The sequence below is a fragment of the Micromonospora matsumotoense genome (genome assembly GCF_900091525.1).
GTDB lineage: Bacteria > Actinomycetota > Actinomycetes > Mycobacteriales > Micromonosporaceae > Micromonospora > Micromonospora matsumotoensis.
Map to the genome: position 1 here is coordinate 121,872 of NZ_FMCU01000003.1, position 14,197 is coordinate 136,068.

Consider the following 14,197-nt stretch of genomic DNA (forward strand, 5'->3'; position numbering starts at 1 on the left):
GTGGGACCAGCCTGCCGGGCGGTGGCAGGCCGGTCCGGGTCGACATCTGCCCGGCCCGGGGACCGTTGGCGGTGGAACGGCTAACCATTGCGGCGACATAGCGGTAACGGAGCGGCGCGGACACCGCTATATCGGCCCCATTGAGTCGATCATGAACCTCGACGCGCCCCAGGCAGGCCAACTGCCGTGGTAGCAATCAGTGGGGTGGGACCTGGGGGAGTTGGACGAGTTGGGCGCCGTGGCGGCGGGTGAAGAGCCAGCCCCGGCCGGCCGGCAGCCGCTGCGGCTTGATGGTGCCGAACAGCGCGCCCTCCTCGCGCGGGCCGGACATCATGATGCCCGGGGAGGCCAGCTCCCTGATCCGCCCGATCACCGGGTCGAACATGGCCCGCCCGGCACCACCGATGCGCCGGGTCAGCACCAGGTGCAGACCGATGTCGCGGGCCTGCGGCAGGAACTCCAGCAGCGACGCCAACGGGTTGACCGCCGCCCCGGCCACCAGGTCGTAGTCGTCCACCAGCAGGTACAGCTCCGGGCCCTTCCACCAACTGCGGTCGCGCAACTGCTCGGCCGTCACGTCCCGGCCGGGCAGCCGCTCCTTCATCACCGTCGCCACCTGGGTGACCAGTTCGGCGGTGACCTGCGGGGAGGTGCCGTAGCCGATCAGGTGCTCGGACTCCACCGCGCCGAGCAGGCTGCGCCGGAAGTCGACCAGGATGATCCGGGCCTGCGCCGGGTCGTTGCCCTCGACGATGCTGCGGGCCAGCCCCCGCAGGAAGGTGCTCTTGCCGCACTCGATGTCCCCGAAGAGCAGCAGGTGCGGCTCGGCGGTGAAGTCGAGGCGTACCGGCTGGAGGTCGGTCTCGGCGATGCCGATCGGGATCAGCCCGCCCTGCGCGGCGGGCAGGGCCTCGTAGGGCAGCTCGGCGGGGAGCAGCCGGACCGCCGGGGCACCCGCCGACGTCCAGTGCTGCTGCACCCGCGTGACCAGGTCGGCCAACGCGTCCGGCAGGTCGTCCACCACCGGCCGGCCGTCCAGCCGGGGCAGGCCGGCGAGGAAGTGCAGGCCGTCCGGGGTCAACCCGTGGCCGTGCTGCTCGGGCACGTTCACCGCGGCCCGCCGGTTGATCACCGAGTCGGCCGGCTCGCCGAGGCGCAGCTCCACCTTCGCGCCGAACATGTCCCGCACCGCCGGCCGGACGTCCATCCACCGGTTGGTCGTGGCCAGGATGTGGATGCCGTACCCCAGGCCCCGGTTGGCCAGCTCGGTGACCAGGGGCTCCAGGTCCTCGAACTCGGCCCGCAGCGCCGACCAACCGTCCACCACCAGGAACACGTCACCGAACGGGTCCTCCCGGAACCGCCCGTCCCGGCGGGCCCGCCGGTAGGCCGCCACACCCTCCACCGCGTGCGTGCTGAACAACGCGTCCCGGGCCTGCATCAACCCGTGCAGCTCGGCGATGGTACGCCGGACCTTGTCCACCTCCCGCCGGCTGGCCACCCCGCCGACGTGCGGCAGGCCACCGAGCGCGGCCAGGGTGCCGCCACCGAAGTCCAGGCAGTAGAACTGCGCCTCGCGCGGGGTGTTGCCCAGCGCCAGGCTGGTGACCAGGGTGCGCAGCAGGTTGCTCTTGCCGGTCTGCGGTGCGCCTACCACCATCACGTTGCCGGCCGCCCCGGCCAGATCCAGCCAGAGCGGGTCGCGGCGCTGCTCCAACGGCTTGTCCACGATGCCGGCCACCCCGTGCAGCGCGCCGTGCCGGTCCTCGGCGGCGATCGTCAGACCGCGCTGCGGGGACTCCAGCACCGGCGGCAGCAACACGTCGAGCGTCGGCGGCTCCTCCAGCGGCGGCAGCCAGACCTGGTGGGCCGCCGGCCCACGCCCCTCCATCCGGGCCACCAGCACGTCGAGCAGGCTCTCCCCGACGTGCTCGTCCACCGGGGTCGGCGTCGGCTCGTCCGGTGCGTCGTCGGTGGCCAGCGGGACGTAGTCGGTGGTGTAGTCGCGTACCGGGTCGATCAGCCGGCCGCCGACGGTGGGCACCCCGCCGTGCTGCCGGACCGCCCCCGAGACGTACGCGGCCTTGAACCGGATCAGGCCCTCGGTGCCCGCCTTGAGATAGCCGTGCCCCGGCGAGCGGGGCAACTCGTAGGCGTCGGCCACCCCGAGCACCGCGCGCGACTCCATCGAGGAGAACGTCCGCAGCCCCAGCCGGTAGGACAGGTGTGTCTCCAGGCCACGCAGCCGCCCCTCCTCCAGCCGCTGCGAGGCCAGCAGCAGGTGCATGCCCAGTGACCGGCCCACCCGGCCGATCTGCACGAACATGTCGATGAAGTCCGGCCGGGCGCTGAGCAGCTCGCTGAACTCGTCCACCACGATCAGCAGGCTGGGCAGCGGGGCCAGCGGCACCCCGGCCGCGCGGGCCCGCTCGTAGTCGCGCTGTGAGGCGTAGTTGCCGGCCCGGCGCAGCAGCTCCTGCCGGCGGGTGATCTCGCCCTGGATCGCGCCGAGCATCCGGTCGACCAGGAACAACTCGTCGGCCAGGTTGGTGATCACGGCGCTGGTGTGCGGCAACCGGTCCAGCGCGGCGAAGGTGGCGCCGCCCTTGAAGTCGACCAGCACCAGGTTGAGGATCTCCGGGCTGTGCGTGACGGTCAGCGCCAGCACCAGCGTACGCAGCAGCTCGCTCTTGCCGGAGCCGGTGGCACCGACGAGCAGCCCGTGCGGGCCCATCCCCTCCTGGGCGGACTCCTTGAGGTCCAGCTCGATCGGCCGGCCGTTCTCGTTGACCCCGATCGGCACCCGCAGCCGGCTGCGGTTGGGCCGGCTGCCCCAGGCGTCGGTCAGGTCCAGCTCGTACGGGTCACCGAGGCCGAGCAGGTCGGCCAGCCCCAGATCGGTGGCGACGGCCGGCTGGTCGGCGTACGACGCGGCGGACAGCCGCAGTGGCGACAGCTCCCGGGCCAGCACCTCGGCCCGTGCCGGGTCGAGCGTGTCGGCCCGACCGACCCGGGTGGTGCCGTCCATCGTGGTGCCCGAGATGGTGCCGTCCTCGGCGACGTCGAGCACCACCGAACTCTCGTCGAGCAGGCGCGGGGGGCGACCGGCGAGATCCAGCAGGGTCACCCCGGCGACCCCGCCCTCGGTCATCAGGTGGTCGGAGCCGGCGACCTGCCCGCCGTCGATCACCACCAGCACGTACGGCGCGACCGTCGCCGTCGCCGTCGGGTCGAAGCGCGGCCGGTTGGCGAGCACGTCGACGAGCATCGCCTCCAGGGCCACCACGGTCGGGGCGAAGAGCCGGATCGGCCCGACCGCGTCCAGTTTGGTCGGGTGCCGGGCGTGCGGCAGCCACTTCACCCACTCCCACCCGGCCCGGCGGTCGGGGTCGACGCAGAGCGCGACCAGCAGGTCGTCGGGGGCGTGGAAGGTGGTCAACTGGGCCACCACCGCGCGGACCAGCCCGCGTACGGCGTCGTCGGTGCCGCGCAGGTGGACGTGGGAGAAGTCGCGCAGCGCGATCGCCACCGGCAGGTCGGGCACCACCGAGTAGGTGGCGACGAACCGGCGCAGCGCCAGCGCGCAGAGCGGCTCCAGCTCGTCCACCGGTCGGGTCTGCGGCGGGATCAGCGGGGTGGCGACCTCCTGCGGGCCGAGCCCGATCCGCACCACGCTGAAGTCGGCGTCGCCCCGGCGGCGCTCCCAGAGCCGGCCACTGGTCACCGTGGACCACAGCGAGTCCGGGTCGGGGTGTCGGTAGTGGATGGCCTCCCGCTGCTGGCGGACCGTGTTGCGGACCTGGGCCCGCAACTGGGCGAGGCGGCGCAGGTACTGCCGGCGCGACTCGATCATCTCGCGCTTGCCCGGCCCGGACTGGTTGACCACCATCACCGCGATCATGCCGAGGATGGAGACCCCGTACATGCCACCGACCACATAGGTCATCACCCCGCCGCGCTGCATGCCCATCATCAGGCCCATCGCGGCGGCACCGGCCGCCATCGGCAGGATCATCAGCATCCGGGTCCAGCCCCGGCCGCCCGCCGCCGGCACCTCCGGCGGCGGATCGAGGATCACCTCCCCGGTCGGCAGCGAGGGCGCCGGCCGGCGGGGTGGACGCTTGACGACCACCAACGACGACATCTCCCCCGTACCTCCCACCACATAGGTCTTCGGCGGCCCACTCTATCGACCGGTCACCCCTGGCAGGGACCGCCTTGCGCCGCCGGACGGCCACCCGACAGGCGGCGCGACCGTGCTACCTTGACCGCCGCGGAGGGCCCAGGAGGCGACCGCGCGGACGCATGGCACACGGGGAGGTGACCAGCGTGACGGCCCCGGGCGGTCTCAGTCTGGCCAGGGTGACGATCGCCGCTCCCCAGCGGCGGATGGACGTGGCGTTGCCCAACGGCATGCTCGTCGGGGAGTTGCTGCCGCACCTGCTCCGGCACGCCGGGGAGGACCTCGGCGACGTCGGCGAGCAGCAGGGCGGCTGGGTGCTCCGACGGGCCACCGGCACCCTGCTCGAAGCCACCCGCAACCTCGCCGTGCAGGGCGTCCGCGACGGCGAACTGCTGCACCTCACGCCGGGCCGCGACGAGTGGCCCGAGCTGGCGTACGACGACGTGGTCGAGGTGATCGCCAGCGGCGCGCGCCGGACCGGTCGATCGTGGAGCAACGACACCACCCGGCGGGCCGGGTTGACGGTGACCGCCGCGCTGCTCGGGTTCGGGCTGGTCGCGTTGCTCGCGGTCGGCTCGCCGTGGCGTACCCCGGGTCTGCTGGCGCTGGGGATCGCGGCGCTGCTGGCGGTCGCCGGGCCGGTGCTGTCGCGGGCCCTGCCCGACGCCACCGCCGGTGCCGTGGTGGCCGCCGCCGGCCTGCCCTACGCCCTGCTCGGCGGCGCGCTGCTGGCCGCCCCGGACGGCGCGCGGGTCGTCGACCTGGGGGCGCCGAGCCTGCTGCTCGGCTCCGCTGCGCTGCTGGTCTTCGGCATCGTCGGCTACGCGGCGGTGGGCGGGGTGCAGCGGCTGTTCATGGCCGGGTCGACCGCCGGCCTCACCGGCGTGCTCGCCGCGCTGCTCTGCTACGGCGGGGTCTCCCCCGCCGGGTCGGCGGCGGCGACGTTGACCACCGTGATCGGCCTGCTCCCCGGCTACCCGCTGATCGCCGGTTGGCTGGGCAAGCTGCCGGTGCCGGAACTGCCCGACCGGCCGGAGGAGATCCTGAAGGACCGGCCGGTGCCCGAGCGGGCGAGGGTCTTCGTGACCGTGGCGCGGGCCACCGAGTTGCTCACCGGCATGCTGCTGTCCGCGGCGGTCTGCGGCGCGCTCACCATCGCGTTCCTGCTGGCCGAGGACCGCACCCCGGCCGGGGTGCTGCTGGCGCTCTGCGGTGCCGGCGCGCTGCTGCTGCGCGGGCGGCTGTTCCCCACCGCCGCGCAACGGGTGCCACTGCTGGTCAGCGGCCTGCTGGGGCTGTCGTCGCTGGCCGTCGCCGCGCTGCTGGCCGTCGCGCCGGGCGGTGGCCGGATGCTGGTCGGGCTCGGCGTGGTCGCCGCGGCGGCGCTGACCCTGGTCGCCGGCCTGCTCTACAGCCGTCGCCGGCCGTCGCCCTATCTGGGCCGGGCCGCCGACATCGCCGACGTGATCGCCATCATGGCGCTGATCCCCTTGGCCTGCGCGGTCATCGGCCTGTTCGGGGCGATCCGGGGAATGTTCGCCTCGATCGGCGGGTGAGGCGAGGATGACGACCCGGCGGGACCAGCTCCAGTCCTACCAGTTCATGACCCAGCGGGTGATGTCCGCGTTCGTGATGCGCGAGACCGACCCGCAGCAGTCACCGCTGCGCCGGGGCATCGGCGCGCTGTTCGGCGGCCTGATGGTGGCCGTCCTGGTCGCCGCCGGGGTGGGCATCTACGGGCTGCTCACCAAGGTCGGCGGGGACAGTTGGCGCAAGCCCGGCTCGGTGGTGGTCGAGAAGGAGAGCGGCGCCACCTACCTCTATCTCGACGGTCGGCTGCACCCCACGCTCAACTACACCTCCGCCCTGCTGGCCGCCGGCCGCCCCGGCACCCCGGTGGTACGAGTCTCCGGCAGCACCCTCGGCACGGTGCCCCGGGGCGTGACGATGGGCATCCCGAACGCCCCCGCCTCGCTGCCGGCGGCGAACCGGCGCGTCGGTCTGCCGTGGACGGTCTGTTCCACCCCGGGCGTCGACGACACCGGGCGCACCGTCGACTCAGTGTCCCTAGCGCTGGCCGCCCGGCCGGTCGACGGGCGGGGCGTCGGCGACGACGGGCTGCTCGTCAAGGACGCCACGCTGGGCATGAACTACCTGGTCTGGCACGGCCGGCGGCATCTGGTGCAGGGTTCCCGGGTGGTCGTCCCCGCCCTGTTCGGGGCGGTCACCCCCACTCCCGTCGGCACCGCCTGGCTGAACGCGCTGCCCGCCGGGGTGGACCTCGCCGCCCTGCCCGTCGCCGACCGGAACGGCCAGTCCCGGGAGGTGTCCGGCCGGCGCAACGGCGACGTGCTGGTCACCCAGACCGCCTCCGGTCCGCAGCACTACCTGGTGCTCACCGACGGCATCGCCCCGATCACCCCGGTGCAGCAGGCCATCCAGGCCGGCCAGTCGGGGCGGGAACCGGTGCCGGTCGCCGTCTCCGACGTCACGTCGCTGCCCAAGAGCCAACGGCTCCCCCGCCCACCGGACCGGGGCCGGCCGCCCGCCACCCCGCCGAAGCTGGTCGGCCCGGAGCCGGGTCAGCAGATCTGCGCCGCCACCACCGACGCCGGCACCCCGCCGGAGCTGACCGTGGGCGGCACCCTGCCCGGCGCGGACCGGGCCGTGCCGACCGGCTCCGTCTCCCCGGACGGCATCCCGCTCGCCGACCGGATCGCCGCCCCCGCCGGCCGGGTCACCGTGCTGAGGCTGCTCGGCAGTCCCGGCGCGTTCAGCATCGTCACCGACCTGGGCATCCGCTACCCGGTGCCGTCCGCCGAGGCGCTGAGTCTGCTCGGCTACCCGGCGGACGGGGCGTTGGCGGTCCCGCCGAGCCTGACCATGTTGATCCCGACCGGTCCGACCCTGGACCCCCGGGCCGCGGTCCGACCCGCCACGATCACCACCGGCAACTGACCGGCCAGCACCGGACCCCGGACCCGACCAGGCAGACCGCCGGTCCCGGGCGAGCCGACCGCCGGTCCCGGGCAGCCCGACCGGGCCGGCCGTCCCTTGACTGCCTGCGGGGGTCGACCGGTCAGGGTGGTGGTTCACCGCCCGGGGCCGGGCTCCGGATCGTCGAAGAGCTGCACCGGAGGGCCCGGTTCGGTCGGCTGCACCGACCGGGCGGGTGCCGGTGCCACGGCGGCCCGCCAGCGGCGACGCCGCAACCTGGGCAGGGTCAGCGCGACCGCACAGATCACCAGGACGGTGCCGAGGGCGAGCACGGCACCGGCCAGCGCGATCCGCCGGCTCTCCCGTACCGCCGGGTCTGGCCGTTCGACGGCCGGCCGGAACCGGGGCAGCGGGGCCGGTCGGGCCTGCGGCAGCAACTGGTCGTTGATCGCCCCGTACGGGTTGACCGTGCCGTGGCCGTACTCGACGCGGTCGGCGCCGGGGACCGCCGTCACCGTCAACAGTCGGACCAGTTCGCTGCGCGGCGCACCGGCCCGTTTGGCGAGGGTGAGCGCGCCCGCACCGGCGACGAATCCGCACGCCAGGGCGGTTCCGTCGGCGGCCTCGACCAGCCCGGTGCCACGCTGGGTGGTGGTGACGGCGACGCCCGGCGCGACCAGGTCCAGGTACGGCCCGTACTGCGACTTCGGCCAGCGCCGCCCGTCCGGGCCGATCGCCCCGACGGCGAGCACCTCCGGGTAGCCGGCCGGGTAGGAGACCGGGTTGCCGTCACCACCCCGGTCACCGCTGGCGGCCACCAGCAGCACGCCCCGGTCGACGGCCCGACGGACCGCGGTCCGCAACGGCGCGGTGTCCCGGTCGGCGGCGACGGTGACCGCGACCACCCGGGCACCCCGGTCGACCGCCCAGTCGATGCCCCGGGCGAGCACCCCGGGGTCGATCGGACGGTCACCGAACGTCCGGTCGTCGACCACCCGCACGGGCAGCACCCGGGCGCTCGGCGCGAGCCCCGCGAACGGGGACGGGCCGGTCTGCCGGGCGACGATCAGCCCGGCCACCCGGGTGCCCTGACCGGTGCAGTCGGTGTCGGCCGGGCCGCTGCCCCGGACCGCGTCGAAGCCGGTCTCGACCCGGCCCCGCAACTGTGGATGGCGACCGTCCACGCCGGAGCCGAGCACCGCGACGGTGACCCCGGCGCCCTGGCTGAACGGCCACACCTGCTCCGGGGCGAGCACCTGCTGGGCCCAGGACGGCGTGCTGACCTGCCCACCTGCCGGCGCGCAGTCGGGTGCCGCCGACGCGGGCACCGCCGGGCAGACCAGGGCGGTGGCGACGAGCCCGACGACGAGCCCGCCCGCCGCGGCACGCCGACCCGGCCTGGTCCGGCCACCCGCCGTCATCCGGCGGCGGTCCGGCCTGGTCGCGTCGTCGATCGTCGGGGCCGCCGCGGCAGGCCCGGCACGGTCCGGGCGACCACCCACACCGAACCGGTCGACCTGGTCGTCCCGCTGTCGGCGCACCGGCGGGTACCCCGTCATGTGTTCCTCCGTCCCGGCCTCACGGTGCCGGCTGCCGGCGGGCGGGCGGCAGCGCCGACCCGGTCCGCTCGTCCTCGACCCGGGTGACCCGGCCACCGGCCACCGCGCCCGCCGCCAGGTCGCGCAGCGACCCGGGCACCGCCCGCAGGTCGTGCCAGAAGACGCCGAAGCTGTCGGCGCAGCGGTGCAGGAGCCGGTCACCGACGTCGGCGGCGGTGTCGTCGTCGCGGGCCCGGGGGTCGTCATCGTCCCAGTACCAGACCGACCCCTCGTCGCCGCCGCCCACCCGCACGGCGAGCAGCCCGCCCTGCACGTGCCCGATGGCCAGCCAGTCGGTGGTGAACCGGTCGGTGAGCCAGGCGTTGGCGTGGCACAGGTCCTGCATCCAGTCGGCGCGGGCCATCCCGAACAGCGGCTGGTCGACCACGAATCCGAACCGGGGGTGGACGGCCGGCCAGCCCGGCCACCCGCCGTTGGTGCGGGCCAGGAAGTCCCGGTAGCCGGCCGGCAGCGCGGCGCCGAGCCGCTGCTCGATGCGGGACACCACCGCCGGGGCGAGTCGTTCGGTGAACCGCAGCGGCGGCGGTGCGGTGGTGTCCACCGGCAGCCCGCGCCGCCGGGGGTCGGCGTCGCCGGTGCTCACCCCGCCGAGGTGCCGCAGGGCCGCGTGCAGCTCCGCCGGCACCAGCGCGACCCGCCGGCACCGCGCCAGATGCGCCCAGACCCACCCCGCCGGGGTACGCCCCGACGCGTCCGGGTCCGTCGGGTCGGGCACGGCCAGGTTGGCGGTGAGCACGTCCAGCACCCGGGCTTCATCCACCCCGATCCCCGGCGGCAGCGGCGGCAGCGCGACCACCGCCCGCGCGTACGGCGTCCAGTCGGGAAAGCCGTACGGGTCGACCGGCACACCCTGCCGGTAGCGGACCCGCAGCATCGGCGCGACCGGGTGGACCACCCCGAAGGCGTGCCGGGCACCGGGGATCAGCGCTGCCCCGCTCACCGGCCCCACCGGTCACCGGCCGACCGGTCGCTGTCCGCCTCCCGGTCGGTCCGGTCGGAACCCACCCTCCCGGTCGTGGTCCCGCCGGGGGCGGTCCCGCCGGGGATGCTCTCGCCGGGGGCGGTCTCGCCGGGGGCGGTCTCGCCGGGGGCGGTCTCGCCGGGGGCGGTCTCGCCGGGGGCAGGCCAGAGCAGGAGGAACGGGACCTGGTCGGCGGGGAGCGTGATGCCGGCCGGCGAGTCCGGGTCGACGGCCAGGGCGTGCCCCGGCGGCCAGACCATGAGCAGCGAGATCATCGTCGCCCGCAGGCTCGGCGTGCCGTCCGGGTAGGCCCGGTCGAGGCGTTCCGGGGAGGTGAACACCTCGATCACCCGGGTCTCCCCCGTCCCCACCGCACGCCACGGGAAGTCCGGGTCGACCAGCCGGGCCGGGTCGTCCACCGGGCCGGTGGTGGGGAGCACCACCAGCGCGTCGAGCAGCCCGTCCAGGTATCCGGTGGAGTCCCCCCGCTCGGCCGCGTCCCGCAACAGCGCGGCGGTGTCCGGCTCGCCGGCCGGGGCGGCGGTCCGGGCCAGCGCGGCAGCTCGAGCCAGCGCAGTGGCGAACCCGTCGGCCGGGTCGGCGGGCCCAGCGGCCGGGTCGGCAGGCCCGGCGGTCGGGTCGGCAGGCCCGGCGGTCGGGTCGGCAGGCCCGGCGGTCGGGTCGGCGGGCCCGGCGGCCGCCGCGGCGGCGATCTCGTCGTCGGCCGCCGCCTCGGCCAACTCGGTGAGCAACTCCGCCCCGGCGGGTACGGCCAGTGTGCCGTCCGCCGCCAACCGCACCGCCTCCACCGGCAGGTACGCGTCCAGTGGGGTGCCCGGGTTGATCGCCAGCCGCCAGCCGGCCACCGGCCACCGCGCACACAGCTCGTCGTACCCGGTCACGGTGTAGGCGTCGGCCACCCCGGCGACCTGCGGCACCATCGCCTCCAGCGAGGTGAAGACCGGCAGGAACGGCTGTCCGAAGAGGTCCATCGTGACGAAGCGTTGACTGCCGTCATCGGTGTCGTCGTCGCGCAGTTGCGGCAGGAACAGCTCCGCCCGGGTGAGGATCCGGAAGAACTCCGGGCGGTCGTCGGCGCGCGCGGCGCGCAGCAGTGCCCGTTCGGTGTCGTTGGCCGGCTGCCACGACTCGTCCACGACGGGTCTCCTCCCTGCCCGGTGCCGACCTGAGCCTAGCGATGCCCCGCCGACGGGCGGGACCCCGCAGCGCCGCACGCTACGCTACGGGCCGGTCGCCGTCCGCCGACGTCCCCTGAGGAGGCTCCATGCGACGTGTCCTCGCGATCGCCGTCCTGGTGGCGGCCCTGGCCGGTTGTTCCTCCGGCACGTCCGCGCCGGAGCCGAAGCCGACGCCGGTGGCGCAGGTCGTCACGTTCTCCGTCGAGGTGGTCGGCGGCGGGGGCGGGTTCTTCGGGCTCTCGGTCTCCTGGGGGCACAGTGCGCTGGCGAATCAACAGGCCAAGAGCCCGACCTGGGCCTGGGCCCACTCGCTGACCCTCCGCTACCCCGACGTCGCGCAGGTGTGGGTGTCGGCGGCACCGGAGGCCCGGCCGGGGACCGAATCGCTGGCGTACGTCAACGGCGCACCGATGGTGCACTGCACCGTCCTGATCAACGACCGGATCGTCGCGGAGCAGACCAACGCCTCACCGTCGTGCACCGCGAACCTGTCGGCCACCCCACCGGTCGGGAAGAGTCCCACCCCCGCACGGACGTCCACCGGCACCGCAGGCTGATCCCGTCCGTCCCGCTGAGGTGCCTCGTCCTGCGCGAGCCGGCCGATCGGCACTCAGTCCAGGCGACGCAGCACCCCGGCGTACGCGGACCGCACCGCCGCCAGGCGGCCGGCCCGGAACCGGCCCGGTTCACGCTGGTAGACCGCACGGCCCAGCGCCGTCCAGACGGCGGTGAACGGCACCCGGGCACCACCCGCAGGCACGAACTTCACCACCTCGTCCAGCGCGGCGACCGCTGCCGTCAGCCGTAGCCGACAGCGCCGGCGGTCGACCTCCGGCAGGCCCGCCACCCCGGCCGGCACCCCCCGGGCGTGGTTCTCGGCGACCCACAGCCACTCGCCGGCGTCGATCAGCCGGGACGGCTCCGTGCCGCCGTACCGGAAGCCCTGCTCGACCTCGACGGGCCCGGCGGGCAGCCGGAACAGGAACTCCCGGGTCGTGCCGCACCCCTCGCACGGGCCGGCGTAGCGGCGGGCCAGCTCGCCGTCGGGCAGGGTGAGCACCGTCGCGCCGCGCGGGAACCGCCCCTGCCCGCAGCCACACGGTTGCAGGTCCATGTAGAGGTGGGCCTCGTGGGCGGAGCGCGCGACCAGCGGTGTCACGACGGGCTCCACGGCATGTGGTCCAGATGGAAGTCCCGGACGACCTCGATGCGGCGGCGGCGGAACCGTCCCGGCTCACGGTCGTAGACCGCCCGTCCCCGGGTCGACCAGAACGCCGCCGCCGGCACCGCGTCGCCGCCATCGGGCAGGAACTTGCCGATCTCCTCCCACGCGGCCACGGCGGTCCAGCGCAGGCCCGCCGCCTCGGCGTCGTCACCCTGCCGCTCGGCCACCTCCGCCGCCTCCCCGCACCAGTCGGCGACCAGCGACCACTCACCGGGGTCGAGCAGGGCGGAGGGCTGCGGACCGCCGAACCGGGTGGTGGGGTGCGGGCCGGCATCGGCGGGCGTCGTCCGCCCGTCGGGCAGCGCGAAGACGAACTCGCGTTGCTCCTGGCACTCGACGCACCGACCAGAGTACCGGTAGGCCGGTCGGCTCCCCTGCGCCGTCGCCGTCCCGGTCCAGGTGGCCTCCATCGACCCGCACCGGGCACACGGGTGCAGCTCCAGGTAGAGATCGGCTTCGTCCCGGGTCCGGACGGCGGGCAGCAGGCTCATTCGACGTCCCGGTAGTGGCCGGTGTCCGGGTCGAGGCCCATGATCTCCCGGGCCCGGCGCATGTATTCGCGCTGCGCCTGCGCCGACGGCGACCGGCGGTGGGTCGAGTCGGCACCCTCGGGGGTGAAGTCGACATCGTCCACCTGGTGCGTGGCCTGCCACCCGGCGTGCAGTTCGGCCAACTCCCGCAGCCGGCGTTGCCGCTCCGGATCGACGTTCATCGCCATCTGGTCACCTCCGGACACCGGCCGCCGGCGGACGAACCGCTCGCCCGGACCGGCGATTGTGGCTGGTCTCTCCTGACCGGTACGCCGCGCGTGCGACACCACGACCCGTCACGGCAGCGGACGCTCCACCCGCTCGGCGACGGTCTCCCGGACCCAGGTCGCCGCCCGGTCCGGCCCGCCCGTCACCGTCCACCGGTACACGTCGACCGCGGAGCGGATCTCCAACAGGTAGTGGTTGTGCGAGAAGAACCGCAGGGTCCAACCCCCGTCCGGGCCCGGCACGAACGTCGGGGGCGTCACCGCCGGAGCGTCCGGCACCGCCAGCACCCGGGCGAAGTGGTCGGGATCGTGGACCAACCAGCCGGCGCGGACACCCTCGGTCACCGAGAAGGGGTGTACCACCGGGCCGTCGATCTCCCACGCCGAGTACAGCTCACCGAGCAGCTCCGCGTAGGCCAGCGGGTCCAGCCCGGCGCCCACCCGACGGCCCAGGTCGGCCATCACCTCGGGCCGGTTGAGGTGCAGCGTCCCGCCCGACGCGGTGAGGAGCAGGCCGTGGATGACGAACATCGGCTGCCGCGCCGCCACCACCCGGACCGCGTCGGCCACCCACTCCGCGTCGGCCACCGCCCACTGCGCCGGGCGGGCCAGATAGCGCAGGCGGGTGGTCCGCACGGTCACCGACTCCGGACCGACCCACACCCGCTCGGTGGATTCGCCCGGGTCCAGCACCCACCGCTGGAGCGCCTCGGTCGTCCGCTCCGTGTCCACCAGCAACCTCCCCGTCACGGCCGTCGGCGCACGTCATCCTGCCACAGTGGGACGCCCCGCCGCCGCATCAGCCGGCCGCGCCGGGGTACGCCCGGGCCTGTGCCAACTGCTCGTACACCTCGGGTGCGAACCGCTTGCGCCGCAACGGTCGACTGCGGACGGCGAACGCGTCGGCGAAGCCCCCGGGGTCGTCGCGGTGCACGGCGCGCAGGTGCACGTGCCCGTCCGGCAGACCCGGCAGCAGGGCACCCGTCGGATAGGGCCAGGGGCCGCCCATCCGGTCGTGCGAGGCCAGCGCGGCGCAGCGCCCCGTACCCATCCGCTGCCGCACCGCCGACTCCACCCAGTGGTCGAAGTGCTCGGCGTAGCCGTTCTCGCGGTACAACCCGTCGAGGTCGACCCGCTCCACCCGGATGTCGGTGCCGTCGGCACCGAGGGTCAACCAGAGCACCGGCACCGACAACACCGACGACCAGCGGGTGGACACCTCTTCGATGGTCCGCTCCACGATCCGGAGGTAGTCGGACCGCACCGGATCGGGTAACCGCTCCAGGCTCTTCAGACGGGCACTGACCACCGGCCAA

Annotated in this window: 12 protein-coding genes; 3 read left to right on the forward strand and 9 right to left on the reverse strand. The window is 74.9% G+C overall.

Features of this window, described 5'->3' with window-relative positions:
- Positions 1–196: 196 nt before the first annotated feature.
- Complete coding sequence (eccCa, locus tag GA0070216_RS07600) at positions 197–4,144, reverse strand: type VII secretion protein EccCa (protein WP_091241328.1); 3,948 nt, start codon at positions 4,142–4,144, stop codon at positions 197–199.
- A gap of 185 nt (positions 4,145–4,329) precedes the next feature.
- Here eccCa and eccD point away from each other — a divergent pair, with 185 nt between their 5' ends.
- Positions 4,330–5,739 (forward strand): type VII secretion integral membrane protein EccD, encoded by a 1,410-nt coding sequence (eccD, locus tag GA0070216_RS07605; protein ID WP_091242618.1) that lies wholly within the window; start codon positions 4,330–4,332, stop codon positions 5,737–5,739.
- 7 nt (positions 5,740–5,746) lie between these two features.
- Positions 5,747–7,141: a type VII secretion protein EccB gene (gene eccB / locus GA0070216_RS07610; RefSeq protein ID WP_091241331.1), complete on the forward strand. Its 1,395-nt coding sequence runs from the start codon at positions 5,747–5,749 to the stop codon at positions 7,139–7,141.
- Positions 7,142–7,275: 134 nt separating this feature from the next.
- On the opposite strand, the gene GA0070216_RS07615 is transcribed toward eccB, so the two are convergent.
- From GA0070216_RS07615 to GA0070216_RS07625, 3 genes are read right to left on the reverse strand one after another with little or no spacing between them, the layout of a single operon-like run.
- Complete coding sequence (locus GA0070216_RS07615; protein WP_091241334.1) at positions 7,276–8,679, reverse strand: S8 family serine peptidase; 1,404 nt, start codon at positions 8,677–8,679, stop codon at positions 7,276–7,278.
- Positions 8,680–8,698: 19 nt separating this feature from the next.
- Positions 8,699–9,679 carry an SMI1/KNR4 family protein gene (locus GA0070216_RS07620; RefSeq protein ID WP_245722364.1) on the reverse strand — a complete coding sequence of 327 codons (981 nt, stop codon included), beginning with the start codon at positions 9,677–9,679 and terminating at the stop codon, positions 8,699–8,701.
- Positions 9,676–10,857 (reverse strand): SseB family protein, encoded by a 1,182-nt coding sequence (locus GA0070216_RS07625; protein WP_176738875.1) that lies wholly within the window; start codon positions 10,855–10,857, stop codon positions 9,676–9,678. The genes GA0070216_RS07620 and GA0070216_RS07625 overlap by 4 nt, the downstream gene beginning before the upstream one ends.
- 128 nt (positions 10,858–10,985) lie before the next feature.
- Here GA0070216_RS07625 and GA0070216_RS07630 point away from each other — a divergent pair, with 128 nt between their 5' ends.
- Positions 10,986–11,456: a lipoprotein gene (locus tag GA0070216_RS07630; protein WP_091241340.1), complete on the forward strand. Its 471-nt coding sequence runs from the start codon at positions 10,986–10,988 to the stop codon at positions 11,454–11,456.
- A gap of 53 nt (positions 11,457–11,509) precedes the next feature.
- On the opposite strand, the gene GA0070216_RS07635 is transcribed toward GA0070216_RS07630, so the two are convergent.
- The 5 genes from GA0070216_RS07635 to GA0070216_RS07655 form a co-directional block, all read right to left on the reverse strand.
- Positions 11,510–12,058, reverse strand: coding sequence for a hypothetical protein (locus GA0070216_RS07635; RefSeq protein WP_245722365.1), 549 nt, complete (start codon positions 12,056–12,058; stop codon positions 11,510–11,512).
- The gene (locus GA0070216_RS07640) at positions 12,055–12,615 is read right to left on the reverse strand and encodes a hypothetical protein (RefSeq protein ID WP_091241343.1); all 561 of its coding nucleotides are present in this window, start codon (positions 12,613–12,615) and stop codon (positions 12,055–12,057) included. The genes GA0070216_RS07635 and GA0070216_RS07640 overlap by 4 nt, the downstream gene beginning before the upstream one ends.
- Positions 12,612–12,842: a hypothetical protein gene (locus GA0070216_RS07645; protein ID WP_091241345.1), complete on the reverse strand. Its 231-nt coding sequence runs from the start codon at positions 12,840–12,842 to the stop codon at positions 12,612–12,614. Before GA0070216_RS07645 ends, GA0070216_RS07640 begins: the two co-directional genes overlap by 4 nt.
- 108 nt (positions 12,843–12,950) lie before the next feature.
- A complete protein-coding gene (locus GA0070216_RS07650; protein WP_141723019.1) occupies positions 12,951–13,613 on the reverse strand; it encodes a hypothetical protein in 663 nt (220 codons plus the stop codon).
- A 67-nt stretch (positions 13,614–13,680) separates the two neighbouring features.
- Positions 13,681–14,190: a hypothetical protein gene (locus tag GA0070216_RS07655; RefSeq protein ID WP_091241355.1), complete on the reverse strand. Its 510-nt coding sequence runs from the start codon at positions 14,188–14,190 to the stop codon at positions 13,681–13,683.
- Positions 14,191–14,197: the final 7 nt, after the last annotated feature.

What these genes read in the sequence shown, in the direction of transcription:
- GA0070216_RS07615 (WP_091241334.1), bottom strand. Translation starts at nt 8,679, where the DNA reads ATGACGGGGTACCCGCCGGTGCGCCGACAGCGGGACGACCAGGTCGAC.
- eccCa (WP_091241328.1), bottom strand. Translation starts at nt 4,144, where the DNA reads ATGTCGTCGTTGGTGGTCGTCAAGCGTCCACCCCGCCGGCCGGCGCCC.
- GA0070216_RS07645 (WP_091241345.1), bottom strand. Translation starts at nt 12,842, where the DNA reads ATGGCGATGAACGTCGATCCGGAGCGGCAACGCCGGCTGCGGGAGTTG.
- GA0070216_RS07640 (WP_091241343.1), bottom strand. Translation starts at nt 12,615, where the DNA reads ATGAGCCTGCTGCCCGCCGTCCGGACCCGGGACGAAGCCGATCTCTAC.
- eccB (WP_091241331.1), top strand. Translation starts at nt 5,747, where the DNA reads ATGACGACCCGGCGGGACCAGCTCCAGTCCTACCAGTTCATGACCCAG.
- GA0070216_RS07630 (WP_091241340.1), top strand. Translation starts at nt 10,986, where the DNA reads ATGCGACGTGTCCTCGCGATCGCCGTCCTGGTGGCGGCCCTGGCCGGT.